Annotated in this window: 22 protein-coding genes; 9 read left to right on the top strand and 13 right to left on the bottom strand. The window is 70.4% G+C overall.

Annotated features, from left to right (window positions below):
• The first annotated feature begins 37 nt into the window (after nucleotides 1-37).
• Nucleotides 38-1,069, top strand: a complete 1,032-nt coding sequence (locus tag K1J60_RS38855) for a LacI family DNA-binding transcriptional regulator (RefSeq protein ID WP_259408094.1) — start codon at nucleotides 38-40, stop codon at nucleotides 1,067-1,069.
• Between the two features lie 81 nt (nucleotides 1,070-1,150).
• On the opposite strand, the gene K1J60_RS38850 is transcribed toward K1J60_RS38855, so the two are convergent.
• Complete coding sequence (locus tag K1J60_RS38850) at nucleotides 1,151-1,744, bottom strand: NADPH-dependent FMN reductase (RefSeq protein ID WP_220650301.1); 594 nt, start codon at nucleotides 1,742-1,744, stop codon at nucleotides 1,151-1,153.
• A 449-nt stretch (nucleotides 1,745-2,193) separates the two neighbouring features.
• Between K1J60_RS38850 and eno the strand changes: the two genes are divergently transcribed.
• The 5 genes from eno to K1J60_RS38825 all read left to right on the top strand — a co-directional run bounded on the left by eno (nucleotide 2,194) and on the right by K1J60_RS38825 (nucleotide 7,591).
• Nucleotides 2,194-3,516: a phosphopyruvate hydratase gene (gene eno / locus K1J60_RS38845; protein ID WP_220650300.1), complete on the top strand. Its 1,323-nt coding sequence runs from the start codon at nucleotides 2,194-2,196 to the stop codon at nucleotides 3,514-3,516.
• A gap of 111 nt (nucleotides 3,517-3,627) precedes the next feature.
• Nucleotides 3,628-4,644 (top strand): VOC family protein, encoded by a 1,017-nt coding sequence (locus K1J60_RS38840; protein ID WP_220650299.1) that lies wholly within the window; start codon nucleotides 3,628-3,630, stop codon nucleotides 4,642-4,644.
• A gap of 27 nt (nucleotides 4,645-4,671) precedes the next feature.
• The gene (locus K1J60_RS38835; RefSeq protein WP_220650298.1) at nucleotides 4,672-5,235 is read left to right on the top strand and encodes a carboxymuconolactone decarboxylase family protein; all 564 of its coding nucleotides are present in this window, start codon (nucleotides 4,672-4,674) and stop codon (nucleotides 5,233-5,235) included.
• Nucleotides 5,236-5,284: 49 nt separating this feature from the next.
• Entirely contained in the window at nucleotides 5,285-6,385 is a 1,101-nt protein-coding gene (locus K1J60_RS38830; RefSeq protein WP_259408093.1) for an alcohol dehydrogenase catalytic domain-containing protein, read from the top strand.
• Between the two features lie 339 nt (nucleotides 6,386-6,724).
• Complete coding sequence (locus K1J60_RS38825) at nucleotides 6,725-7,591, top strand: 3-hydroxybutyryl-CoA dehydrogenase (RefSeq protein WP_220650296.1); 867 nt, start codon at nucleotides 6,725-6,727, stop codon at nucleotides 7,589-7,591.
• A 143-nt stretch (nucleotides 7,592-7,734) separates the two neighbouring features.
• On the opposite strand, the gene K1J60_RS38820 is transcribed toward K1J60_RS38825, so the two are convergent.
• A complete protein-coding gene (locus K1J60_RS38820; RefSeq protein WP_220650295.1) occupies nucleotides 7,735-8,691 on the bottom strand; it encodes an AraC-like ligand-binding domain-containing protein in 957 nt (318 codons plus the stop codon).
• A 411-nt stretch (nucleotides 8,692-9,102) separates the two neighbouring features.
• On the opposite strand from K1J60_RS38820, the gene K1J60_RS38815 reads away from it, so the two are divergent.
• Both K1J60_RS38815 and K1J60_RS38810 read left to right on the top strand, forming a co-directional pair.
• On the top strand, nucleotides 9,103-10,284 hold the full coding sequence (locus K1J60_RS38815; RefSeq protein ID WP_220650294.1) for an acyl-CoA dehydrogenase family protein: 1,182 nt from the start codon (nucleotides 9,103-9,105) through the stop codon (nucleotides 10,282-10,284).
• Nucleotides 10,281-10,775: a flavin reductase family protein gene (locus tag K1J60_RS38810; RefSeq protein ID WP_220650293.1), complete on the top strand. Its 495-nt coding sequence runs from the start codon at nucleotides 10,281-10,283 to the stop codon at nucleotides 10,773-10,775. The genes K1J60_RS38815 and K1J60_RS38810 overlap by 4 nt, the downstream gene beginning before the upstream one ends.
• 457 nt (nucleotides 10,776-11,232) lie before the next feature.
• Here K1J60_RS38810 and K1J60_RS38805 read toward each other — a convergent pair whose 3' ends face one another.
• Genes K1J60_RS38805 through K1J60_RS38785 form a run of 5 tightly spaced genes read right to left on the bottom strand, consistent with a single transcriptional unit; the run spans nucleotide 11,233 to nucleotide 15,947 of the window.
• Nucleotides 11,233-12,198, bottom strand: coding sequence for an electron transfer flavoprotein subunit alpha/FixB family protein (locus K1J60_RS38805; protein WP_220650292.1), 966 nt, complete (start codon nucleotides 12,196-12,198; stop codon nucleotides 11,233-11,235).
• 38 nt (nucleotides 12,199-12,236) lie between these two features.
• The gene (locus K1J60_RS38800; protein ID WP_220650291.1) at nucleotides 12,237-13,019 is read right to left on the bottom strand and encodes an electron transfer flavoprotein subunit beta/FixA family protein; all 783 of its coding nucleotides are present in this window, start codon (nucleotides 13,017-13,019) and stop codon (nucleotides 12,237-12,239) included.
• A 26-nt stretch (nucleotides 13,020-13,045) separates the two neighbouring features.
• Complete coding sequence (locus K1J60_RS38795; RefSeq protein WP_033530863.1) at nucleotides 13,046-14,224, bottom strand: acyl-CoA dehydrogenase family protein; 1,179 nt, start codon at nucleotides 14,222-14,224, stop codon at nucleotides 13,046-13,048.
• Complete coding sequence (locus tag K1J60_RS38790; RefSeq protein WP_398683907.1) at nucleotides 14,221-15,513, bottom strand: CaiB/BaiF CoA transferase family protein; 1,293 nt, start codon at nucleotides 15,511-15,513, stop codon at nucleotides 14,221-14,223. The genes K1J60_RS38795 and K1J60_RS38790 overlap by 4 nt, the downstream gene beginning before the upstream one ends.
• A gap of 59 nt (nucleotides 15,514-15,572) precedes the next feature.
• Nucleotides 15,573-15,947, bottom strand: coding sequence for a PhlB family protein (locus K1J60_RS38785; protein ID WP_220650290.1), 375 nt, complete (start codon nucleotides 15,945-15,947; stop codon nucleotides 15,573-15,575).
• Between the two features lie 227 nt (nucleotides 15,948-16,174).
• Between K1J60_RS38785 and K1J60_RS38780 the strand changes: the two genes are divergently transcribed.
• Nucleotides 16,175-18,151, top strand: a complete 1,977-nt coding sequence (locus K1J60_RS38780) for an SMI1/KNR4 family protein (RefSeq protein ID WP_220650289.1) — start codon at nucleotides 16,175-16,177, stop codon at nucleotides 18,149-18,151.
• Between the two features lie 107 nt (nucleotides 18,152-18,258).
• Here the strand turns inward: K1J60_RS38780 and K1J60_RS38775 are convergent, their stop codons facing one another.
• The 6 genes from K1J60_RS38775 to K1J60_RS38750 all read right to left on the bottom strand — a co-directional run bounded on the left by K1J60_RS38775 (nucleotide 18,259) and on the right by K1J60_RS38750 (nucleotide 25,054).
• Nucleotides 18,259-20,799, bottom strand: a complete 2,541-nt coding sequence (locus tag K1J60_RS38775; protein WP_220650288.1) for a tryptophanase — start codon at nucleotides 20,797-20,799, stop codon at nucleotides 18,259-18,261.
• Between the two features lie 352 nt (nucleotides 20,800-21,151).
• The gene (locus K1J60_RS38770; protein WP_220650287.1) at nucleotides 21,152-22,492 is read right to left on the bottom strand and encodes a cytochrome P450; all 1,341 of its coding nucleotides are present in this window, start codon (nucleotides 22,490-22,492) and stop codon (nucleotides 21,152-21,154) included.
• Nucleotides 22,493-22,505: 13 nt separating this feature from the next.
• Entirely contained in the window at nucleotides 22,506-23,099 is a 594-nt protein-coding gene (locus tag K1J60_RS38765) for a GTP-binding protein (protein ID WP_013005331.1), read from the bottom strand.
• Nucleotides 23,074-23,451 (bottom strand): DUF742 domain-containing protein, encoded by a 378-nt coding sequence (locus K1J60_RS38760; protein WP_033530861.1) that lies wholly within the window; start codon nucleotides 23,449-23,451, stop codon nucleotides 23,074-23,076. Before K1J60_RS38760 ends, K1J60_RS38765 begins: the two co-directional genes overlap by 26 nt.
• Nucleotides 23,448-23,849, bottom strand: coding sequence for a roadblock/LC7 domain-containing protein (locus K1J60_RS38755; protein ID WP_086748649.1), 402 nt, complete (start codon nucleotides 23,847-23,849; stop codon nucleotides 23,448-23,450). The genes K1J60_RS38760 and K1J60_RS38755 overlap by 4 nt, the downstream gene beginning before the upstream one ends.
• Entirely contained in the window at nucleotides 23,846-25,054 is a 1,209-nt protein-coding gene (locus K1J60_RS38750; protein ID WP_220650286.1) for a sensor histidine kinase, read from the bottom strand. Before K1J60_RS38750 ends, K1J60_RS38755 begins: the two co-directional genes overlap by 4 nt.
• Nucleotides 25,055-25,556: the final 502 nt, after the last annotated feature.

Here is a 25,556-nt window from a genome sequence, read left to right as displayed (position 1 = left end):
GACGGCGCGGGATCAGCGAGTTCGAGGGGACCCTTACGTGATCACGACCAGAGACATCGCCGAACGCCTCGGAGTCTCCGTCTCGACGGTCGGCCGGGCACTCGCCGACGATCCCCGCATCAGCGAGGAGACCAAGTTCAAGGTCCGCCAGGCGGCCTCGGAGATGGGATACGTCGGCAACCGCGCGGCACGGATGATGCGCGGGGCGTCCAGCAATGTGGTGGGACTGGTGATCCCGGACATCCGCAACAGCTTCTACTCGACCATCGCGCACGAGTTGTCGAAGAACATGGAGGCCGAGGGCTTCCAGCTGATGCTCGCGGAGACCGACGACGACCGGATGGTGGAGCTGCGCCATCTGCGCGAGCTGTCCGCCACCCGCGTGGCAGGCGTCATCATCGTGCCCACCGCACGCCCGCACGGCGATTCCGTCAAGCTCCTGCGCACGGTGCCGCACCTGCAACTGCTGCGCCGCCACCCCTCGCTCGGCACCCAGTGGTTCGGCGTGGACGACCACGAGGCGCTGCGCCGGGCCACCGCGCACCTGGTGGCCGAGGGGCACACGCGTATCGCGTACCTGGGCGGACCCGAGGAGCTGCCGACCGGCGCGGAGCGTCTGCGCGGCTTCCGCACCGCCCTGACCGAGGGCGGGCTGAACGCCGACACCGCGCGAACGGAGCTGGCGCCGCCGTCGTCCGTGGACCACGGCCGCCAGGCGATGCGTCGGCTGCTGACGGCCCCGGACGCGCCCACCGCCCTGGTGCTGGGCTCGATCCAGCTCACCCGGGGAGTCCTGGAGGAACTCTCCGAACAGGGCGTGGAGGTACCCCGGGAGCTGTCCGTGATCGGCTTCGGCGACGAGCCGGGATTCTCCTGGTGGGGCCCCGGGCTCACCACCACCGGCCTGCCGATCGAGGAGATGGCCACCGGCTGCGCGCTGTGGCTGATGCGCCGCCTCAAGACCAAGCCGGCCAACGACGGCCCGTACACGTCGGTCTCCCCCGGATCGCTGATCGTGCGCGGCAGTACGGCGTCGCCGGACGGGCGGGCCGCGTCCCGGGATCACTGAGCACTGCGACGCCGCGGATGGACGGAAGGCGCCCGAAGCACGATGCTTCGGGCGCCTTCCGTCCATCCGTCCGGCGACGGTTCAGTACGCGCCGGCGCGCAACCGGCGCATCACCTGGGCGGTGCGTACGAGTTCGTCCAGCACCTGCTCGGCCGCGGCCTCGTGGATCTTGCCGGGCCGGAAGACACCGTCCTCGACGAGTTCGCCCACGAAGGGGATGCTGACGGTCGGGCCGATCGGCAGCATCCTGAGGTTCGCCACGACCTGTTTGCCCATCTGCACCGCCCGGGTGCCCGCCGAGACTCCCCCGTAGCTGACGAACGCCGCCGGCTTGTGCTGCCACTCCACGACGAGGTAGTCCCAGGCGTTCTTCAAAGGGGCGGGGAAGCCGCCGTTGTACTCGGGAGTGACGAAGACGAACGCGTCCGACGCCTCGACGATCCGGCTCCACTGCCGGGTGTGGTCCCTCGTGTACTGCCTCAGGGCGGGCGGATGAGGTTCGTCGAAGAAGGGAAGGTCGAGTTCTCGCAGGTCGACGGTGTGCGAGTCAAAGTGTTCGCACTCCGCGGCCCGGGTGGTGAACCAGTCCGCGACGGATCTTCCCACCCGTCCGGGACGAGTGCTGGCCACCACGGTGGTGAGAGTCATCGGCGCCACAGAGGGTTCGGCTGTCATGTCGGGCCCACTTTCCTTTCGGCCGCGCCCCGGACCGGCGGACCCGCCCGTTCCTGTGCTGTCCGTCCGTCCAGGAAGCGCGCGGACCCGCCGGAGCCTTGTCGGAGCGGGATCGTGCGAACGATAGCATTCGCGGTGGGGCGAACCAAGAGGCTCCGTCCTCGTGACGAACCGGGCGGAGTACAGGACGGCCCACCTCTTGACATCACGCTCGACAGTTCGCACGATTGCGCTATCGTTAGCACTCCACCGAGAGAGCCGCACCGAGCTTCCGCTCGCTCTCGGCGTCGCCGAACCGACGCGGGGAGCGCCCCTCGGGGCCCACGCCCGCGCCCGTTCGCCGACGACGACCTCCGCACGCCTTCCGTCGTGCGGACGTCCCTTTCCCGACGGCCGGTACGAGCTCCCGACGCTCACGCGGTCGTCCGTACTCCGAAAGGTTGCACCGCATGTCAGATGCGCGGATCGCCAAGCTCCAGGGCCGCAGGGTGTGGGATTCCCGCGGGCGGCCGACCGTGGAGGTCGAGGTCCGCCTCGCGGACGGCGCGCTCGGGCGGGCCATCGCACCGGCGGGTGCCTCGACGGGCCAGGGCGAGGCACTCGACCGCCGTGACGGCGGCAGCCGCTTCGGCGGGCTCGACGTCCGGGGCGCGGTCGGCTCGGTGAACGACGAGATCGCGCCCGCCCTCACCGGCCACGACGCGGCCGACCAGGAGAGCGTCGACCGGCTCCTGGTGGACCTCGACGGAACCACCGACCGCGGCCGTCTCGGCGGCAACGCGATCGTGGCCACCTCCATGGCCGTCCTGCACGCCGCCGCCGCGTCGGCGGGCGTACCGCTGTGGAGGCACCTGGCGGGCGAACGCCCGGTCCGCATCCCCCTGCCCGAGATCCAGATCTTCGGCGGCGGCGCCCACGCGGACCGCCGGGTCGACGTCCAGGACTTCATGGTGATGTGCCCGGCCGCGGCCAGTTTCGCCGAGGCCCTGGACTGGACCGCGGAGATCTACCGGGCGGCCGGAAGCCTGATGCGCGCGGCCGGGAAGGCCCAGGGCGTGGCCGACGAGGGCGGCTTCTGGCCCGCGTTCGACTCCAACGAGGAAGCGCTGGAGATGCTGACCCGCGCCATCGGGACCGCGGGCTTCACTCCCTCGACCGAGGTGGGCATCTCACTGGACGTCGCGGCGTCGCAGTTCGGCAGCGGAGGCCGGTACACGCTCGCCCTGGACGACCGCACCCTCGACACCGCGGCGTTGATCGACATGCTCGGCGGCTGGATCGAGCAGTACCCGATCCTGTCCGTCGAGGACCCGGTCGGCGAGGACGACCACGACGGCATGGTGGAGTTCACCCGGCGCTACGGTCGGCGCTGCCAGGTGATCGGCGACGACTACCTGGTCACGAACGCCAAGCGCGTGGAGGCCGCGGCGAGTGACGGCGCGGCGAACGCCGTCCTGGTGAAGCCGAACCAGGCCGGAACGATCACGGAGGCGTTCCAGGCACTGCGTGCCGGAAAGGAAGCCGGCTTCGGCACGATCGTCTCGGCGCGTTCCGGCGAGACGGAGGACATCACCATCGCCCATCTGAGCGTGGGCTGGGACGCCGGCCAGCTGAAGGTGGGTTCGTTCACCCGGTCCGAGCGCATGGCCAAATGGAACGAGGTTCTGCGCATCGAGGAGTCCCTCGGTGATTCCGCCGAATTCAGCGGGTGGTCCGCCTTCACCTTCGCCGACTCCGACGCCTCCGGGGCCAGCCGTGATTCCGAGGCCTGATACCGCCGAGCCGAAAACCTGAGGCCTGTACCGCCGAGCCGAAAACCGCCGCGCGACACTGAGTAGCACAGCCGGCGAAAACAAAGAGCCGATCCGAGCACGGAGACCAGCATGCTGCCGCCCGTCAATCTGCGCCCCAGTTTCAACATCACCCGCTCCAGCCATGTCCGGCTCACCGTCGCCGATCTGGCCGAGAGCCGGAACTTCTACGTGAATGTGCTGGGACTCGTCGTCAGCGACGAGGACGAGCGCACCTGCTACCTCCGCGGTCTGGCGGAGGCCTGCCACCACAGCCTCGTCCTGCAACTGGCCGACGAGGGCGCGGGCGCGGGCTCCTGCGAGAGGATCGGCTTCCGGGTCTTCTTCGACGAGGACCTCGACCTCGCGTACGCCTGGTTCCGTGAGCGGGGGCTGCCCGCCGAATGGGTCGACGCCCCGTACCAGGGCCGGACCCTGCACGTCAGCGACCCCGTCGGCACACCGCTCGAACTCTGCGCGCACATGGAGACCCGGCCGAGGCTGCACATCGATTTCCAGCTCCACAAGGGCGCACACGCGCAGCGGCTCGATCACTACCAGACCTTCGCGCCGGACACGTACGAGCTGTGCGCGTTCTACGGCGAACTGGGCTTTCGCAACTCCGAGTACCTGGCGCACGGCGACAAGCTGCTGGGCGCGTTCATGTACCGGAAGGGCACCTGCCTGGACCTGGCGATCGTCGAGAACACCGGGCCCGCCCTGCACCACTTCGCGTACACCGTCTCCGAGAGCCACGACATCTTCACCGCCTGCGACTTCGCGGGCATCCAGGGTTACGGCGAGGGCGTGGAGCGCGGTCCCGGCCGGCACGGGCCGGGCGGGATGCTCTTCGCCTACCTCCGGGACCCCGACGGGCACCGGGTGGAGGTCTTCAACAGCCACTACCAGACGATCGACACCGAGATCGAGCCGGTGCGCTGGGACGCGGGATCGCTGAGCACCAACGCCCGCTGGGGCCTGCCGGCACTGGAGAAGTGGTACTTCGAGGCGTCGCCCTTCGTGGGGGTCGAGCAGATCCCGCCGGCCGAGCCGCCGAAGCCCATGTCGCTGGAACGGTTCCTGCTCGAACAGTCCCCGTCCACCCGCTGATCATTGCTTACCGGAGGAGAGACACCCATGGCACGCGTCCCCTATCTGCGCCGCGAGGACGCCGACGAGTCGCAGAAGCCGCTCTACGACCGGCTGGAAGCCGAGCGCAAGGTCCCGACGGCGAACATCTTCCTCGCCCTGACCCACGCGCCGACCCAGCTGGACGCCTTCCTGACCTACGCCAACGCGCTGCGGGCCGCCGACCTCAGCCCCCGCCTGCGGGAACTGGCCATCCTGACCGTGGGCCACGCGACCCGGTCGGCGTACGAGGTCGCGCACCACCAGTCCCACGGGCTCAAGGCCGGGCTCAGCGAGGAACAGCTCGCGGCGGTGGCCGACTTCGAGTCGTCCGACCTGTTCGACGAGACGGAGAAGGCGGTCATGCGCCTCGCGGCGGAGTCCACGCTCCGGGTCGACGTGTCCGAGGAGACATGGCGTGCCGCCGCCGCCCACCTGACGGACAAGCAGTTGGTCGAACTCTCCTTGTCCATCGCCTGGTACAACTCCGGCGTCCGCATCATGGGATTGCTGGGCATCGACCTTGAGGACAACTACCCGAATCCGTTCCCGAATTCGCTGCCCGCTTCGTAGTCGTCGGCACCGTACGGCATATCAATTAGGGAGTGTTTCCATGGCGAAAATGCTCGCTGCACGACTCCACGCGCTCGGTGAGCCGATGTCGGTGGACACGATCGACGTACCCACCCCGCGGCCGACCGATGTGCTGGTGCGGGTGAAGGCCTGCGGCATCGTGCCGAACATGGCCAATGTGATCAACAACTGGCCCACCTGGTACCCGCACCAGCCGCTGCCCAAGCTGCCCGCGGTATTCGGTCTCGACCCGGCGGGTGTCGTCGAGGCGGTCGGGGAGGCCGTCCTCAACACCAAGCCCGGCGACCGGGTCTATGTGAGCCCGCTGCGGTCCTGCGGCAGTTGTCAGGTGTGCCGCGGCGGCGAGCTCAGCCGGTGCCGCTACTTCACCCTGAACGGTTACTTCAGCACCTCGCGCGACGGCCAGCGGATCTTCGATCTGTACCCCTACGGCGGCTTCGCGGAGTACATGACGGCACCGCAGTACGCGATCGTCAACATCCCCGACACCATGACGTTCGAACAGGCCGGCAAGCTCGGCTACATCGGCACCTCCTACGGGGCCCTCAGACACGCCGCGGCCGGCCCCGGCCAGGTCGCGCTGATCGACGGTGTCACCGGCACGCTCGGTGTCGCCTCCACGCTGCTCGCGCTGGCCTCGGGTGTCTCCAAGGTCCTGGGAACCGGCCGCAACGAGGAACTCCTCAAGCGGGTCAAGGAGTTGGCGCCCGACCGGATCGAGGTCATGCGGCTGGGCGAGGGCTCCACCGGCGAGTGGGCCAAGTCCCGTACCGGCGGCGAGGGGGCGGACTTCGTCATCAGCGCGCTCGGCGCCAAGGCCCCCGTGGAGACGATGCTGGACTCCATGCGGGGCGTCCGCCGGGGCGGCAAGGTGGTCAACGTCGGCGGTGTGGCCGACCGGTTGCCCGTGGACGTGAAGTGGCTCATGGACGAGCAGGTCCAGCTCATCGGCTCCAACTGGTTCAGCACGGCGCAGGGCCAGGAAGTGGCCGACATGGTCGCGACGGGAGCCCTGGACCTGTCCTACCTGATCACCAAGCCGTTTCCGTTGGCCGAGGTCAACGAGGCGATCTCGGGGCGGGCCACGGATCCCGACGGCGGCTTCGGCAACTACGTCGTCATCCCCTGACCCCCTGACCCGCTGACCCACTGACCCACTGACCCACTGACCCACGTAACCCCCAAGCACACCCCGCGGCGGTCCTGTTCTGCCCTGACGCCGCCGCGGGGTGTTTTGGCGTTCCCGCATCCCGGCGCCGGATCCGGTGCCGGATCGAAGTACCGGACGGGAGTGCCGGATCGGAGTGCCGGATCCCGCTCGGTGTACGGCGCGTCCGACGCATGTCTGTGCGCGGATGTCGCACTGTCCGGGCAGGTCAGAGGGGGTGTGTCGGACCTACGCTCGACACCAACCACACACCGGTCGGCGGTGGTCGACGCCGCCCGACGGAGGGACAGGCGGAGACACATGACAGCGATCGAACACGTGGGCGTCGTCGGCGCGGGGCAGATGGGCCGGGGCATCACCGAGGTGTGCGCACGGGCCGGGCTGCGCGTCACGCTGTGCGACGTGACGGAGGACAGGGCCCGTGCCGGTCTGGTGGGCGTGGCGGATTCCCTGCTCAAGGCGGAGAAGCGTGGTGCCCTCGAACCCGAGGACCGCGCCCGCGCTCTGGCCGGCATCTCGGTCACCGGCGATCTCTCCCGACTGGGCGGGGCGGACCTGGTCGTCGAGGCCGCCGTCGAGGACGAGCAGGCCAAGACGGCACTGTTCCGGCAGTTGGGCGAGGTGATCACCGACCCTGCCACCGTGCTGGCGAGCAACACCTCCTCGATCCCGATCTCCCGGCTCGCCGCCGCGGCAGGACGGCCGGAATCCGTGATCGGGTTGCACTTCTTCAACCCGGTCCCCGTCATGCCGCTGGTCGAGATCATCCCCACCCTGCACACCTCGCAGGCCACCCGGACGCGGGTGCGCGCCTTCGCGGCCGAGACGCTGGGCAAGCAGACGATCGTCACGCAGGACCGGGCGGGCTTCGTGGTGAACTCCCTGTTGATTCCCTACCTGTTGGCAGCGGTCCGGATGGTCGGCTCCGGCACGGCGACGGCCGAGGACATCGACACGGGGATGACCGCCGGCTGCGCTCACCCCATGGGGCCGCTGCGCCTCGCCGACCTGATAGGTCTGGACACGGTGGCGGCGATAGGCGAGGCACTGTACGAGGAGTACAGGGAGCCGCTGTACGCCCCTCCCCCGTTGCTGCGCCGCATGGTCGAGTCGGGTCTGCTGGGCCGTAAGTCGGGGCAGGGTTTCTTCAGCTACCGGACTGCCTGAGGGCTGCCGGCCGTCCTCGGGAGCACTCCCGCGTCGGCCGGCCGCTGTCGTCCAGGGCCCTTCTGATGGCTCTCCGTGGGAGAAGGAGCGGCGTTCGGTGCGTGCTCTCGGTGTGCCGGGCGTCGCGACGCCGTGGAGATCCGTCAGAAGGGCCTGGGGGCCCTGCGCGCCTCTCGGGGGCTCATGCCGTACGCCGCCTTGAAGGCGTGGCTGAAGTGGGCCGGGTCGGCGAATCCCCAGCGCCCGCCGATGGCGCCGACCGGCAGGTGGTCCAGGGCGGGATCGGCGAGGTCGCGGCGGCACCGGGCGAGACGCTGTTCCCGGATCCAGCCCGAGACCGTGTACCCCTGCGCCGCGAGCAACTTGTAGAGGTAGCGCCGGGAGATGCGGTGGGCCGCCGCGATCCCCTCCGGGCTCAGCCCGGGGTCGGCCAGCCGCTGCTCCATGTGCACGAGGACCCGCTCGGTGAGCCGGTCCGAGCCGTCCGCCTCGGTCGTGCGAGCCACGTCGGCGTGCTCCACGAGCAGGGTGCCGATCAGGTCCACGACGTTGTCGACGAGCCGTGGCGTGGCCCTGGCCTCCAGGTGCTCCATCTGACGTGCCAGCCCTCGCAGGAGGGGCAGGACCACCTGTCCGAGGCCGTCGTGGCAGGGCACCGGCGTCGCCGTCACACGTGCCAGGTCACGGCCCGTCAACTGCAGCATGGCCTGGGGGAACATCAGCACGAGACCGGTGTGGGACTCGTCGAGCTCGTAGGTGAAGGGGCGGCGCGTGTCGTAGACGACCAGTTCGCCCGGACCGATCCGGGCCTGACGGTCCAGCTGGGTGAGCACGCCCTGCCCGGTGAGCTGCAGTGTGAGCTGGAAGAAGTCGGGGGCGTCGGAGGCGATGTGCCGGCGGGTGCGCGCGATGCTGTGCGGTGCGGCCGAGATGACCGACATCTGCACCTGGCCGACCCTCACGGCGTGCAGGGACGCGCTGAAGTCGGTGCTCTCGCGGGGCAGGACCTCCAGGGGCACCAGGTTGTCGCTCACGGCGTGCCGCCAGCATTCCAGCCGCTCGGTGGCCGTGCCGTGGCTCGGCGTCGTGATCCGGGGCATGCGGCTCTCCTCCCGGTGCGTCCGGCCCTCGAGGAACGGACTCGAACGGCACTCCTGGCGAGGAATGGTAAGTCCTCCGGGGCCATCCGCAACCGGCTCGGGGACGTGTTCTCAGGCACGCAATTAACCTGTGCTCCCGGGCACAAGCGGGACCCTCGTTCCGCCCCGCATCATGCGAGCAGTTCCCGAGGCGCCTCCTCGTACGGCGTTCGTGCAGGACGAGCACGAACGCCCCCGCGAAGAGGGGCGGGTACGGCCCAGGGCGACGTTTTCCGTCCACGCCGACCGCCCCGGAAGCGGCCGCCGTGCTCCCACCGGAGCGGCCGTTCCGCCAAGCCGTGTGAGGCATCCTCCATCAGCCATGAAGCGGCCCGGACGCTCCCCGGCCGCACACATCCCCAAGGATCGATCATGACGACGTTGCTCGCCGCGACCTCGCCCGACAACCGGGCGGCCCATGACGGCGTACTCGCCCGGGTCCGTACGCACCTGCCCGAGATCGCCGCACGTTCCGCCGAGGCCGAGGAGGCCCGGGCCGTTCCCGCGGAGATCATCGCCGCTCTGCGCGAGGCCGGTGTGTTCCGGATGAGCCTGCCCCGGGCATGGGGCGGCGAGCAGTTCGACCTCGTGCAGAGCGCTCGGGTGGTCCGGGAGATCTCACGGGCCGACGGGTCGACGGGCTGGACCGTTCAGGCGGCCTCGATGGCCTGGTTCTTCGTTCGATCGCTGCCGCGGGAGACGCTTGAGCGAGAGGTGTTCGGCGACGGTGCCGACCTGATGCTGCGTGGGGCGATAGCCCCCAAGGGCCGCGCGACCCCCGTGGCGGGCGGCTACCGGCTCAGTGGGCGCTGGCCGCTGGCCAGTGGCTCGTTCACCCCGGACTGGCTGCTGGCGGGCTTCGTGGTCGACGGCGCGCCCCCGCTGCCGGACGGCCGCCCGGACATGCGCGTCGCGCTGCTCCGCCCCGAACAGGCCACGTTCCTCGACACCTGGGACGCGGTGGGCCTGCGAGCGACGCAGAGCACGGACTTCACGATGGACGACGTCTTCGTTCCCGAGCGTTTCACGGGCCCGCTGGTGGGCGAGAACCACATCCCCGCGCCTTTCTACGGCCTGCCGTACGCCGCCACCGGTGCCTCGCACGACGCCGTCATCATCGGTTGCCTGGACGGGGCGCTCGGCGACCTCGCGGAACTGGCCGTGGCCAAGCGGCCGGCGTTCGACCCGAGGATGGTCATCGGAGAGGACCCGGTGTTCCAGGAGAAGTTCGCCGAGCTGCATCTGCGCACCGCCGCGCTGTGGGCACTGCTGGAGCAGACCGGCCGCACGGTCATGGACCGGGCGCTCGCGGGGGACGAGCCCACCTCGACCGAGTGGTTCGCTCACACCGGCTGCCACCAGCACATCCACCACGAGGGCATCCGGATCCTCAACGAGATCATGACGCTGTCGGGCAGCTCCGGGCTGTACAGCTCGAACCCCCTGCAGCGGCGCTGGCGCGACGTCCGCTGCGTCTCCCAGCACGTGGCCGGCAACAACGGGTCGCTGCGGCGCCTGGGCGCGGTCCTGTCGGGTCTGGAGGACGTCCGATGAGCCCGCTCGTGACGGCGCCCACGGATCCCGCCGTGCTGCGCCAGGCGTTCGGCTGCTTCCCGTCCGGGGTGACGGCTCTGTGCGCACTCGACGCGGGTACGCCGGTGGGCATGGTCGCCAGCACCTTCACGCCGGTCTCCCTTCGACCGCCTCTGGTCTCGGTCTGTGTCCAGGACACCTCGTCGACCTGGCCGAAGCTGCGACGGCAGGGACAGCTGGGGCTGAGCGTCCTGGCCGAGGGACAGGATCTGGTCTGCCGCTCGCTGGCCGGGCGGGACGGAGACCGGTTCACGAACGTCGACTGGGAGAGCGGCGAGGACGGCGGCGTGTACATCCACGGTGCCAGTCTCTGGCTGGACTGCTCGGTCCACGCGGAACTCCCCGGCGGCGACCACACGATCGTCCTGCTGGAGATCCACGGGCTGAGGGCCGATCCCGACCGCGAACCGCTGGTGTTCCACGGCAGCCGGTTCCGACGCCTGGCTTCCTGACGCCGTTGCCGGGAACAGTGCCGAGGGGGCCGCTCAGGACGGGGCTGCTGCCGCCTCGCGGCCCCGACGGCCCCTTCGGCGCGGGCTCCGGCGTGACGGACCTCGCGGTTGGCCGGCCGCACCGCCGATCAGGCGAAGAGGCGCCCCTACGCCGATCAGGCGTAGGGGCGCCTCTTCGCCTGATCGGCGATCACCTAGCGGCCGGGTCGGGACTCACCGTCCAACTTCAGCGGTCAGGGCGGGTCGTCGGTGACCCGCCCTGACGCCGCCTTCCCCACGTGGCACGTGCCACGTGCCACGGAAGACGGCGCCGGCATCGCTCCGCACGGCGCCGTGTTCGCACGTCCCGACGGCGGCCAAGCCGTCCAGGGGGCTCGACCAACCCGATCAAGCAGGTGGAACCACCCTCCCCCCGACATCCCGAAGGGCCGCGCCGTCGTCGCGATCGCGGCCCGCGTCAGTCGCCCGCGCGGCGGGCGGCCACTTCGTCGGTCAGCTGGGGGGCCACCGCGAACAGGTCTCCCACGACGCCGTAGTCGGCCAGGCCGAAGACCGGGGCCTCCGGGTCCTTGTTGACGGCGACGATCGTCTTGGAGGTCTGCATGCCGGCGAGGTGCTGAATGGCCCCGGAGATGCCCAGGGCGATGTACAGCCGGGGCGAGACGGACTTGCCGGTCTGGCCCACCTGGTACTGGTGCGGGTAGTAGCCGGCGTCGACCGCCGCGCGCGAGGCGCCCACGGCACCGCCCAGCGCGTCGGCCAGTCGCTCCACCACCTTGAAGCCGTCCGCTCCTCCGACGCCGCGCCCTCCGGAGACGACGACGGCCGCCTCGGTGAGTGCGGGACGGTCACCGGCGAGCGCTGCGCGGCGGCCGGTGACGCGGGCGGACGCCGCGGGGTCGATCGGCGGCAGGACGAGGTCGTGCCGTACGGCCGCCACGGGACACTCCTCCGGCTCGAAGGACCCCGGCCGCACGGCGATCACCGGTGTGCCGTGGGTGACCCGCGCCCGCACGGTGCAGGAACCGCCGAAGACGATCTGGGTGACCGTGCCGGACGGGTCCAGGTCGACCGCGTCGGTCAGCAGCCCGGCGTCCAGCCGCGCGGCGAGTCGCCCGGCCACCTCCTTGCCGTCCGTCGTCGCCGAGACCAGGACGGCGGCGGGACGGACCTCGCGGACCGCGAGTTCGAGGGCGTCGACGGCCGGGGTGGTGAGGAACTCCGTCGCTTCGGCGGACTCGGCCGCGTGGACGCTCGTGGCGCCGTGGCGGGCGAGGGCTTCCGTGAGGCGCGAGGCGGTGCCTGGGCCGCCGAGGACGACGGCGGCCGGGTCGCCCAACCGCCGTGCGGCGGCCAGGAGTTCGTAGGTGGACTTGTGAACACGTTCCCCGTCGTGGTCGACGAGGACGAGGACATCGGGCATGGGTGCCTGCTTCTGGGGGTGCTCGGGTGGCGGGCGGTTCAGAGGAGCTTCTGGGCGATCAGGAACGCGGCGAGATGCCGACCGGCCGAGCCGTCGTCGGTGACACGGGTTCCCGCGACCCGCGCCGGACGCGGTACGGCGGTCAGCACACGCGTGCGACTCACACGGAAACCGTTGCCGTCCCCGTCCGGGAAGAGGTCGTCGAGGTCGAGCGTCTCCACCGGCTTCCGCTTCGCGGCCATGATCCCCTTGAAGGAGGGGTAGCGCGGTTCGTTGATCTTCTCGGTGACGCTGACCAGCGCGGGCAGTGGCGCGTCGAGCGTCGCCTCGCCGTCCTCCGTCTCGCGCTCCACCCGTACGCGGCCCTCGTCCACGCTCACCTCCCGGGCGTGCGTCAGCTGCGGCAGCCCGAGCAGGTCCGCGAGGGCCGCCGGGACGGCGCTCGACTGTCCGTCGGTCGTCGCGTTGCCCGCGAGGACGAGGTCGACGTCCCCGACGGTCCGCACGGCGGCGGCCAGCACCTTCGCGGTGGTCACCACATCGGCTCCGTGGAGCCTGTCGTCGCGGATGTGGAGGCCGCGGTCGGCACCCATCGCCAGGACCTTGCGGATGGCCTCCAGCGCGGAGTCGGGGCCCATCGACACGACGGTGACCTCGGCGCCCACCGTCTCCTTCAGTGTCAGCGCCTCTTCCGCGGCACGCTCGTTGATCTCGTCCAGGACGAGGTCGGTGTCCTCACGGTCGAGGGTGAGGTCGGCCGCGGAGAGGGTGCGTTCGGCGGCCGTGTCCGGGACCTGCTTGACGAGTACGACGATGTTCACGGTCGTCTTCCTTGGGTCCGCGCCGGTCAGCGGAAGGCCGGGTAGCCGGTGATCGCCTGCCCGACGACCAGGGTGTGCATCTCGCTGGTGCCCTCGTACGTGAGGACGGACTCCAGGTTGTTGGCGTGGCGCAGCGGCGAGTACTCCAGGGAGATGCCGTTCGCGCCGAGGACGGTGCGGCACTCCCGGGCGATGGCGATCGCCTCACGGACGTTGTTGAGCTTGCCGACGCTGATCTGTTCGGGGCGGATGCGGCCCTGGTCCTTGAGCCGGCCGAGGTGCACGGCGAGCAGGGCGGCGTTGCCGACGGACACGCTCATGTCGGCGAGCTTCTTCTGGGTGAGTTGGAAGGCGCTGATCGGCTTGTCGAACTGCACGCGGGAGTCGGCGTACGCGATGGCCGACTGGATGGAGTCGCGGGCGGCGCCGACCGCGCCGAACAGGATGCCGAAGCGGGCCTCGTTCAGGCAGGACAGCGGGCCGCGCAGGCCCTGGGCGTGCGGCAGCCGGGCGGAGTCGGGCAGGCGTACGTCGTCGAAGTACAACTCCGAGGTGATGGACGCGCGCAGCGACATCTTCTGCTTGATGTCCTGGGTGGTGAAGCCGGGCGTCCCGCGCGGCACGAGGAACCCGCGGACGCCGTCCTCGGTCTGCGCCCAGACGGTGGCCACGTCGGCGATCCCGCCGTTGGTGATCCACATCTTGGAGCCGTTGAGGATCCAGTCGGCGCCGTCGCGGACGGCCCTGGTGCGCATTCCCGAGGGGTTGCTGCCGAAGTCGGGCTCGGTCAGGCCGAAGCAGCCGATGGCCTCACCCGCGGCGAGCCGGGGGAGCCACTCCTGCTTCTGCTCCTCGGACCCCCACTTCCAGATGGAGTACATCGACAGCGAGCCCTGCACGGAGACGAAGCTGCGGAAGCCGGAGTCCGCCGCCTCCAGTTCCAGGCAGGCCAGGCCGTAGCTGACCGCGTTGGTGCCGGCACAGCCGTAGCCGTCGAGGTGCATGCCCAGGACGCCCAACTTGCCGAGTTCCGGAGCCAGTTCACGGGCGAAGTGCGCGTTCTCGAACCACTCGCCGATGTGCGGTCGCACCCGGTCGGCGAGGAACTTGGCGACGGTGGCCTGGATCTCGCGCTCCTCGTCGGTGAGGGTGGAGGGGAGGTCGAGCAGGTCGAGGGGGTCCTTCAGGGGTGTGGCGCCGTTCATCGTGAGCTCCTGTGGTTCGTCGTGTTCGGTTCGGTCGTGTGGAGTTCGGCCCGGGTGGGCCGGGTGAGGCGGTGGGCGGAGGGACGCAGGATCTCCGCGGTGTGCTGGCCCAGGCGGGGCGGTGGCAGGTCGTACCGGACCGGCGTCGCGCTCAGCGTGATGGGGTTCGCGACCTGGCGGGAGGGCCGGTCTCCTGGGTCGGCCGGTGCGGCGGGGATGTCGACGATGCCGGGAAGACCGAGCTTCCGGGCGAAGTCGAACGCCTCCTCGACGGTGTTGACCGGCCCGGCCGGCACCCCGGCGGCCAGCAGAGCGGCCGACCAGTGGTCCGCGTCGGCGGCGCCGAGCAGGGCCGTAAGGACGTCCCGCAGTTCGGCGCGGTGGGCGACGCGGTCGGTGTTGGTGCGGAACCGGTCGTCGCGAGCGAGTCCGGGGTCCCCCAGGAGGTCGGCGAGCGCGGCGAACTGGCGGTCGTTGCCCACGGCGATCGCGATCGGACGGTCGGCGGCCCGGAAGGTCTCGTACGGGGCGATGCTCGGGTGCGCGTTGCCCATCCGGCCCGGCACCACTCCGGCGACGGCGAACGCCGACGCCTGGTTGACCAGGGCCGACAGCAGCGAACTGAGGAGGTTCACCTCCACGTGCTGGCCCTGCCCGGTGGCGTCGCGGTGCCGCAGGGCGGCCAGGATGCCGAGCGAGGCGTGCAGACCGGTGATCACGTCGACGAGGGCCACGCCCGCTTTCACCGGCTCCCCGGCCGTTTCCCCGGTCACGCTCATCAGCCCGCCGACGGCCTGCACGAGCAGGTCGTACCCGGGGATCCGCGCGCCCTCCCCGCTGCCGAATCCGCTGATCGAGCAGTAGACCAACTCCGGTTGCCGGGCGCGGAGTTCCTCAGGGCCGAGGCCCAGCCGTTCCATCGTGCCGGGGCGGAAGTTCTCCACCAGCACGTCGGACTCGGCGACCAGGGCGCGGGCCTGTTCGCGGCCGACGTCGGTCGTGAGGTCCAGGGTGACGGACCGCTTGTTGCGGTTGACGCCGAGGAAGTAGGTCGAGGTGCCGTCGGGGTCGGCCGGCGGGTGCCAGGCCCGGGTGTCGTCCCCGATGCCCGGGCGTTCGACCTTCACCACGTCCGCGCCGAGGTCGGCGAGGAGCATGGTGGCGTAGGGCCCCGCGAGGACCCGGGAGAAGTCGGCTATGCGCAGCCCTTGCAACGCGCCTCGCCTCGCTCCCTCCAGCGCGTGGGGCGCGTCGGCCTGTCCGTCCGTCGGTGTGCGCTGGGTGTCCACGCACCCTCCTCTCTGATCGTCCCGCGCGCGGGGGATGTCTGCCGGCGAGCCGTTTCCCGTCACCACCAGCGCTCCGCGGCCGACGGCGGGCGCGTGGCCGCGACCGCGGGAAGGTCCTGGCCGAGAGCCGACGCGGCCCCTACGACACTCACCCGGGACCCGACCGTGACCGGTACCGTGCCGGTGGCGCGGCAGAGCAGGTTGAAGCCCTCGTTCATGGCGACGAACCAGGTGTTGTGCGGGACGTGGCCGTGGCGGCGCAGGACGATCCCGTCGCCCGCGCTGCGTTCCCGCCGGAAGGTCACGGACCCGCAGGCACGGCAGAACGAGCGGCGGTAGGCCGGCATGCCGCACCACAGGCAGCGCTGGAAGAACAGTCCGGCGGCGGGGCTCTCCCCGGGCTCGGTGTGTTCAAGGGTGTCGATCGGGAGCATCACGGCCTCCTGCACGGATGTCGGTGGCCGGGAACGGGAGATCGGCATCCGTTCCGGCTCCACCACCCTGGCCCCGCCGCGGAACACCGGTCAACGACGTGCTGACGCACGTTTGTGCGCGGAACGCGTTCCGTTCACCCAGGTCGGAGCCGGTCCACCGGCGCTACGCTCCCCGTGAGGTCGGCGGGCCGGACCTGTTGTCAGTGGTGGGTGACAGCATCGGACGCATGACCGAGACGGACACCGCGGCATTCGACTGGCAGTCCTTCCTGCGCAGGTGGAGCGGGGAATGGGCGGATTCCCTGACGGACGACGAGCGACGGGACGAGGACGACGAGACCGCCCGGCAGGCGCGGTGGCTGGGGTTCCCGCCCGCCTCCGAGGAGCGGATCGCGGCCATGGAGGAGCGCCTCGGCCGGCGGATGCCCCCGTCGTACCGGGAGTTCCTCGGGGTGAGCGACGGATGGCGGCACGCGGGTGGCTTCGTGTGGCTGCTGGCGGGGACCGGGGACGCCCGCTGGCACGACAACGCATCGGGACTCGCGGACATCTTCGAGGAGTACCTGGACGAGGACGCCGATCCCGAGGAGCGGCGGGAGGCCGACCTCTGGCGGCGCGGGCTGCAGCTCGACGTGGAGTCCGATGTCACCCACGTCCTGCTGGATCCCGAGGATGTCGACGAGAACGGTGAGTGGGCCGTGTACACGTGGTCGAGCTGGCGGGCCGCGCCACCCGAGCGGCACGCCGACTTCGCCGCGTTCATGCGGGAGATGTACCGCGAGTTCCACAGCCTGCGGGCCGGCGGGAGCGGCGGAGAGCCGGACTTCGTCAACGACACGACACGCCGGTTGGACGCCCAGATGGAGCAGGCCCGGCTGGACGCGCGGCGCGGCGACTGGGAGCGGGCCGCGAAGGCGCTGAACGAGGCGAAGGAGTACGGAAGACCGCGGGCCGCCGGGCTGGGCGACCAGATGCGCCGCCTGCTCGGACAGACCTCAGGGGTGTATTTCGAGGACCTGGTGACGGATCCGCGCTACGCGCCCGATCTGCTGCCGCCGCTGGTCGCCGAGCACGCGGCGCACGCGCACCGGGACGACTCCACACTGACCTACCACCTGCGGGGCGCCGACGAGGACGTGATGTCCCTGGCCTACGCGACGCTGGAGCAGGTACGCGGCGGCACGTACCGGTACACGGCGGCCGGACCGTTCGGTGAGGCGGTCGAGCGGGCGCGGGAGTTGGCGCGGTGGGGGGACACCGACGGGGCCTGGCAGACGCTGAGGGAGGCCGTGCCCCGGTGGGAGCCGCTGGGACCGGACCATCTGGCGCCGTTGGGGTGGGTGGCCGACCCTCTGCTCGGGCCGCTCGCGACCCCGGAGCGGGGCCGTGAGCTGCTCTCCACGCCGAGAGGTGGGCAGGCGGGTGAGGCACCGACGCGGACGGCCCGGCTCGACCCGGGCGACCTGGCGTGGCTGGCGGAGCCGGACCCGGGCAACAACCGCAGAACCTTCCGGTTCGTCCTGGTGGAAGGGGTGGATCCGGAGGATCTGCCCCGACGTCTCGCGGACGGAGACGGAGACGGAGGCCGGGACGGAGGAGGGGACGCGGCCCGCGGCAAGGACGAGGGCGGTGGCGAAGGCGGCGACGAAGGCGGCGCCGTGCTGAGTGAACCCCTGACCTCCTGGGAGGCTCGCCGCAGGTGGCTGCACGGCCGGAGGGAGTTCTCGTCCTACGACGACAAGGCTCTGGTGTCGGTGGGGCGGGCCGGCCCCGGCTGGAGCTTCGCCTTCGACGGCGAGCCGTCCTCGTTCGGCCCGCAGCGGTTCGTCTCACCGGCGACCCGGGCCAGCGAGGGCACCCGCGCGGTGGTGGTGTGGAGCGGCCTCAGGGCGCCGCACGTGGAGCCGTACTTCCATCTCTCGGTGGCGCGGGACGGTGCCGAGCAGTACGCGTTCACCTACGCCGACGGGGAGGTCCGGCGGAGCGGGGAGATACCGTCGGCGCTGGATCCGAGCCGGTTCTTCGGTGGGCCGAGGGCCGGCGCCGAGACGGAGCGGGCGCTGCTGGCAGCGGTGGCCGGGGAGTTCGGCGTCCACCTGCCGCGTCACGCCCTCACGCGCGGGCGGCTGCACACGTTCACCACCCGTTCCTGGACACGGCCGCCCGGAGAGGGAGAGACGTACACGGTGATCCGGCTGACCTGACCTGACGTGACCTGATCTGACGTGACCTGACCGACTGGCCCGCTCCCCTCCCCCACGCCGCGCCCTGCGGTGGTCGCCCCGCTCGGGGCGGGGCGACCACCGCCGGCTCAGCCGCTCACCGGCTGCAGTTTGGCGCGGAAGTGCCGCAGGATCGGCGACTGCTCCACGATGCGGTAGCCGCGGACGGAATCCGCCTCCTTGGCGATGCGTTCGAGGGTCCTGCCGACGTGGTCGTAGTGGCTGCGTGTGTAGACCCGGCGCGGGAGCGCGAGTCGGACCAGTTCGTACGGCGCGCTCTTGACGGGGTTGCCGTCCTCGTCCTCCTCACCGAGGTAGAGGGAACCGAGCTCGGCCGAGCGGATGCCGCCTTCGAGGTAGAGGCGGCAGGCGAGGGCGTGGCCCGGGTAGTGGTGGGGCGGTATGTGCGGGAGCAGACGGCCCGCGTTGAGGTAGAGGGCGTGCAGGCCCGGGGGTTCGAGCAGGTCGACGCCCGCCGCGCGCACGCGGTCGGCGAGGTGGGAGGCCACGTCGGCGCGCTCTGCGAGGTAGGCGGGCTCGGTCACCTCCAGCAGTCCGGTGGCCATCATGTCGAGGTCGCGGCCGGCCAGACCGCCGTAGGTGGCGAAGCCCTCGGTGGCGATGAGGAGGCGTTCGCACTTCTCGGCGAGTTCGGGGTCGTTGAGCCCGATGAAACCGCCGATGTGGACGATGCCGTCCTTCTTGGCGCTCATCACACAGCCGTCGGCGAGACGGAACGCTTCTTCGGCGACCTGGCGCGGGGTGCGGTCCCGGTAGGCCTCCTCGTGCCGAATCACCAGCCAGGCGTTCTCGGCGAACCTGGCGGCGTCCAGGATCATCGGGACACCGTGTCGGCGGCAGATCTCGGCGGTCTGTTTCAGGTTCTCCATGGAGACCGGCTGGCCCCCACCGCCGTTGTTGGTGATCGTCATGATCACCACCCGGACCCGGGAGCCGTCCGGTCCCTCCAGCGTCTGCCGGAGGCGGTCCAGGTCGATGTTGCCCTTGAAGGGCACTTCGCTGTCCAGGTCGCGGGCCTCCGCGCACGGAATGTCATGCGCCTGACATCCGGAAAGCTCGACGTTGGCCCGGGTCGTGTCGAAGTGGGTGTTGGCCAGGACGATGCCACCGGGTTCGAGAAGGTTCGTGAAGAGAATGCGTTCCGCGGCCCGTCCCTGGTGGGCCGGCAGGATGTGCCGGTAGCCGGTCAGTTCCGTCACGGTCTCGTGGAAACGGTAGAAGGAGCGCGAGCCGGCGTACGACTCGTCGCCCTCCATACCCGCGGCCAGCTGCGCGGCCGAGATGGCGCCGGTGCCCGAGTCGCTGAGCAGGTCGATGGTCACCTCCTCGGCGCGCAGGTCGAAGAGGTTGTAGTGCACCCGTTCCAGCGCCGCCTCGCGCTGCTCCCGAGTGGTGAGCGCGATGGGCTCGACGACCTTGATGCGGTAGGGCTCCATGGCGGTTCTTGCTCCTGACATGCTGCTGAATGGTTCGTGATCGATGTGCCTGCCGCCGTTCGGCGGCCGGACCGCGTAGGCCTCCGACGAGATGTACGCGGTCATCCGGGTCGGTCTGCCCTGCTCATGGGCGAGCGCCAGGTACGCGACGAGCCCCACCCCGTCCGCCAGCCGGCGTCCGGTGACGGCCGCCAGCGGCCGGTCGAGTGCGCCGGGGTCCAGCCCGTGACGGCCGAGGAGGGCCCCGGCCCGGCGCAGTGCCTCCGCGTCGTCGCGGGCGTAGTCCCTGACCGGGACGTGCAGGGTGAAGCCGGTGGGTCCGCCGGTCGTGCGGGTGAAGGAATGGCAGGACAGGACGGGCCGCCGGTCGAACCGGGCCTCCGGCAGAGCCCGGGAGCTGTCCGTTGCCTCGTCGAAGCCGCCCGCCGTACGGAGGAACTCCTCCAACGTCGCGCTGTCGGGGCCGGATTCCATCCGGCACAGCCCGCCGACGTCCGTCACCGCCAGGTCGCGGTGGGTGGTGTAGATCTTCACCCGGGGCGCCGCCCAGTCGCCCAGGTCGAGCGCGAAGAACGGATAGCCGTCGGCCGGCGGCAGCGCGTCGAAGGCGTGCCGGTGGCCCAGCCGGTCCAGGGCCGTCCGTACCGTCTCGGCGGCCCGTGTCCCGCCGGACGCCGACGGGTTCAGATACACCTTGATCTTGGGAACCCCGCCGGGACGCAGCTCCAGCGCGATCCACAGCGCCAGGGGGCCCTGCGGAACGGAGGGGAGGAACAGGTCTTCCAGTACGTCCAGTTGGTCGGTGGCGAAGCCCCAGCGCCGCGCCATGGCACGGACGGCGCGCAGTCCGACGCGGCCGTTGTCCCACAGCCCGTCGGCACCGCATCCCGGTTCCAGCAGCACCCGTACCGCGGGGGGCGCGTCCGGTGTGAGGGAGAGCGAGAACTCCACCGGGGTCGAGTCGTCGGACAGGAAACTGAGGGACGGGGGCGGCAGGTTCAGGGGCCGTTCGGCCACCGCCCCCAGCGAGTCGGTCAGTAGACGCGCGTAGTTCTGCGCGTCGGTCGGGCCGAGCCCCGACGCCTCGCAGAGCCGCAGCAGTTGGCCGGTCACGAGAGCGCCGAGCGTCCGGTCGTGCGGGGTGTCCCCGGTGCCGGACCCGAGGGGGCTCACCACGTCTCCCGCCGCTGCTCGGAGTACGGAGGTAGAGGTGGAGGTGGAGGTGGAGCCGCGGTCCCCTGCCGGTCATGGGCGTGCGGGGACACAGAAAGATACCCGCCGGCCTGGGCGGGTATCTCGTCTCGCGGCGACTGGTGGCGGGTCACGCCCCTGGTCTCCGCGCGATGTAAGTCGATGTCTGGTCGGGAGCGGCGGAAGAGATCCGGATGTCGAGCAGAAGCGGCGCCGTTGGATATGTGGTCCACGACACCTCCCTTTGTTCATTGGTCACCACGAATGCCGCCGCGTTACTACCCCTTTGGTTGAATACTCATGCAGTAACCGCTGTCACAGACTGTTGTCTGCGTCACCCCTTCAACCACTGCAGGAAGGAGCCCCACACGCCTCGCTCCGCCTTGCGGCCCGCCGGGGCGTTCTCCTCGCGTGCGGAGGGCTCCGTCGCGCGGGGCGGGTTCGGCGGCTGGACGACCTGCGGGGTGAAGCGGCAGGGAAGCGCGGCCAGCGCGCGGTGGAAGGGTCCCGGACGCCAGGTCAGGCTGTCCTCGGGGACCGCGAGTTCGATGTCGTGCAGCCGGTTGAGCAGGTTCTCGATGGCCACCATGGTGACGAGCCGGGCGAGTTCCTTGGAGGGGCAGGCGTGCGGGCCGGCGCTCCACGACAGGTGGGCCCGCCTGCCGCCCGTCTGACCGGCCGCCACGAGCGCCGGGTCGGTGTTGGCGGCCGTCATGCTGACCAGGACCAGATCGCCCGCCCGCAGCTTGGTCCCGCCGAACTCCATGTCGGCCGCGGGGTAGTGCGGCGCGTAGTTCGCCATGGGCGGGTTCTCCCACAGCGTGTCGTCGATGGCCTCCTCGATCAGACCGCCGTCGGCGTACCGGTCGTGCAGGAGCAGCCGGTGCAGGGTGTTGCCGATGAGGTTGCGCAGCGGCTCGGCGCCCGCGCCGAGGAGCAGGATCAGCTGGTGGACCAACTCCTCGTCGGTCAGGCGCGCCTCGTGCCGCATCAGGTACGAGGTGACGTCTTCGGCCGGCCTGGCCCGCTTCAGGGCCACCAGTTCGAACACGGCCTGACCGAGCACCTGGTTCGCCTTCTCGGCGTTGACGCCCTCGAAGACTCCGGAGATGCCGAAGACGACCCGGTCGCCGATGTCCGCCGGGCAGCCGAAGAGCTCGTTGAACACGAGCAGCGGCAGCTGCTTGACGTACTCGTTCATCAGGTCGATGGAACCGCGGCCGGAGACCTGGGCGAGGAGGTAGTCGGAGGCCCGCTTGGTCATGTCGCTGATCCGGCGGGAGTCCACCTTGGCCAGGCTGTCGGTGATCGCCTGCCGGAGCCGCGCATGCTCGGCCCCGTCGGTGAACATGGCGTTGGGACGGTAGCCGAGCATCGGGACGACCGGGCTGTCCGGGCCGACCTTGCCCTCGGCGACGTCCCGCCAACGGCGGGCGTCCTTGCGGAAGTTGCCGGAGTCCTGCAGCAGTTTCAGCGCGGTCGCGTGGTCGGTGACGAGGGTCGCGTCGACGCCGGGCGCGATCTCGACCGGCGCGCTCGGCCCGTAGTGCCGCATGTACGCGTAGTACGCCTGCGGGTCGGCCGCGAACTCCGACCCGTACAGCGGAACCCGCAGTCCGCTGCCGTGGGCCGGGCAGCCGGGCGGGGGTGAGGGAAAAGTGGAGTCGGTGGTCATGTCTGCTCTGCTCCTAACGGGCGCGGTCCATCAAATAGCGGACGAGCGTGATCAGAGCCTCGGCCGACGACCGTTCGTCCCGCGCGTCGCAGGTGACGATGGGGGTGTCGTCGAGGAGATCCAGCGCTTCGCGCAGCGCCCTCGCATCACGTATCGACGTACCGTCGAAATGGTTGACCGCGATCGCGTAGTCGAGTCCGTACTGCTCGATCAGGTCGATCACGGCGAAGGAGTCGGCCAGCCGCTCGGGGTCGACCAGCACCAGCGCCCCGAGGGCGCCGCGTGCCATGTCCTCCCACATCTGCACGAAGCGCTGCTGGCCGGGTGTGCCGAAGAGGTACAGCACGACACGGTCGCTGACGGTGAGCCGGCCGAAGTCCATGGCGACCGTGGTGGTGGTCTTGCCCTGGACGCCCTTGAGGTCGTCGATCGCCTCGCCCGCCTGGGTCATCGTCTCCTCGGTGGAGAGCGGCGAGATCTCGGAGATCGACCCGATGAACGTGGTCTTGCCCACCGCGAAGTGCCCGACGACCAGGATCTTCACGGCGGTCTGCGTCTCTCCGCCCGGGACGTACGCCCGTTCATCCAAACTTGGACTGGAGACCATTGAGCACCTCCTCGAGAATCTGCAGGTTGGCGACGGGAGCACGGGTCTCCGGCGGGCGGGTGACGAGATAGCCGGCCTCGGAGAGCGCGGCCAGCAGGATCTTCACCACGCCCACCGGCAGCTGGATGTGTCCCGCGATCTCGGCGACGGAGAGGTATCCGCCGACACACATGCGCAGCAGGTCCTGCTCCTCGGGCGAGAGGCGCGCGGGCCGCTGCTGCTGGTCGGCGACCGCCGTGACCAGTGTGATCAGGGAGAACTGGCTCTCGCCGGGGAGGCTGCGCCCGCCGGTGATGACATACGGCCGCACTAACTCGGCGGCCTCGTGCTCATGCCTGTCGGAATCGGTCATGGCCCTACCACGCTGCTCTCCCTGGGCGGAGCGGTCATGACCTTGCCCAGCTGGCCGACGAGCTGCTGCATGCGGAAGGTGATGTCCGCCATGTCGACGTCGGAGGAGGCCGACACCGCGAGGTAGGCGCCGTCGCCGGCCGAGATCAGGAAGATCCAGCCGCCGTCGAACTCGACCAGCGTCTGCTGCCACCGCAGATCCGAGCGGGAGCAGAAGAACGCCAGTGACCGGCTCAGCGACTGCATACCGCTCATCGCGGCGGCGGCCTTGTCCGCGTCGTCCTTGTCCACTCCCTTCGAACGGGCCCTCAGCAACCCGTCGGAGGAGACCAGAACCGCGTGGAGAGCTCCGGGGATCTCCAGGGCGCTGTCAAGCATCCATGAAAGATCGTTGTTCATTGGACCTCGTGCCCTTCGCTGCTTGCGTCATGGGAGCCGCTCTGCCGTTCTCCCGCCTCCGGGTGTGTGGCGCGACCCGCGTCCGTGCCCTGCTTGAAGGCGGCCATGATCGCTGCCGTGTCCTCGCTGCGGCGGCGCGGCGCCGGGGCGGCGGACGGACCGTTGGAGACCAGGGCCATCGGACGCTTGCGACGCCGCTTGGGCAGACCGTCCTCGGTCGTGCCCACGGGCAGCGAGGACTCGGGGGCACTGTCGTACGCGGACGGCCTCGCCGCCTCCACAGGAGTCGGGACGTCCCGCGGCGCGACCGATTCCACCGACACCGTCGGCTGCTTCGGCTCCGGCATCGTGGTGAGCAGCTCGTCGGGCAGCAGCACGACCGCCCGCACACCTCCGTAGGGGGAGGTGGAGTCCACCGACACGGTGAAGCCGAACCGCTCGCAGAGCACACCGATCACCGCGAAGCCGAACTGCGGAGGGTTGCCGAGTCCCGAGACACCCGTGACGCGCTCGCTCGTCAGGAGCTTCTCGGCCCTCGCCTTCTCCTCCTCGTTCATCCCGACACCGGCGTCGTCGACGATGATGCAGACGCCCTTGGGCACGGAGCGGACGTTGATCTCGACGACGGTGTCCGGGCTGGAGTAGCTGGTCGCGTTGTCGAGCAGCTCCGCGAGCGCCAGCGCCACCGGTTCGACGGCCCGGCTGGTGACGCCGAAGTCGACCTTGGACAGGATGTGCGCCCGCTGGAAGTGGCGGATCCGGCCCTGGGCACTGCGGACCACGTCGTAGACCGAGGCCACGTCGCGGTGGCGGCCGAGCCAGCCCTCGCACAGCACGGCGATGGACTGGGCACGCCGGCCGAACTGCGCGTTCATGTGGTCGATCTCCAGGAGGTCCTGGAGCATGACGGAGTCGCCGTACTTGCGCTGCAGCCCGGAGATGATGCGCTGCTGCTCCGCGGCGAGACCCTGGAGTGTCCGCATGGCGGCCTTCAGAGCCGTCCTGGTCTCACCTTCGGCTTCCTGCTGGGCCGCGCGGACGGAATCCGAGTATTGGCTCTCCAATTCACCGTAGTGATTTCTGAGCCCTGCGATCTCCTGTCGTAATGCTCGCGCCGCCCGTCGCTGACGAATGACCAGGGCGACGGCGGCAAGGGTTACGACAATGAGTGCCCAGAGCGCCGGATTTTGTATGTATTGCGTCATGAGACCCTCTTCAGGCGGCCGATGGCCAGCTACTGAATTTCCGTCAATTCACACAGACCGAAGGCCAGCCACTCCGGGGTTGCCACCCAGGCCTCCACGAATGGCGAGAGGTGCTCCTTTTGCACCTATCCGTCCGTTCGGTAAGTGCGGTGATCGTATCATCACTCGACCTGATGACGGATCGTCAACCTGCGCGCTTCTTGCGCAGGTTGAGCCGTGCGACGCGCATACGAGCAAGGCCGAATAGGGGCTTTGGTCGCACCGTGAGGTAAATCCACTTCGGCGGAGCGCTCCCACCGCCTCGCCGGGCATCTCCGGCTCGCCGATCCCGTCGCGCGACGGGCCCGCGGGAAGTCATGATGTGCCGCAAGCGGACTGTCAGGGGGAGAGCGCGCTTGGTGATGACCACGCAGAGTCATCGGTCCGGTTCGGTCGAGTACCGGTCGAGCACCGACTCCCACCCACGACAGGACGACAGACCCGACGCGGCGTGCCGACGATC

This window comes from Streptomyces akebiae (assembly GCF_019599145.1).
GTDB classification, from domain to species: domain Bacteria; phylum Actinomycetota; class Actinomycetes; order Streptomycetales; family Streptomycetaceae; genus Streptomyces; species Streptomyces akebiae.
The sequence above is the reverse complement of the archived record's forward strand: the minus strand, read 5'-3'. Positions and strand labels throughout refer to the sequence as shown.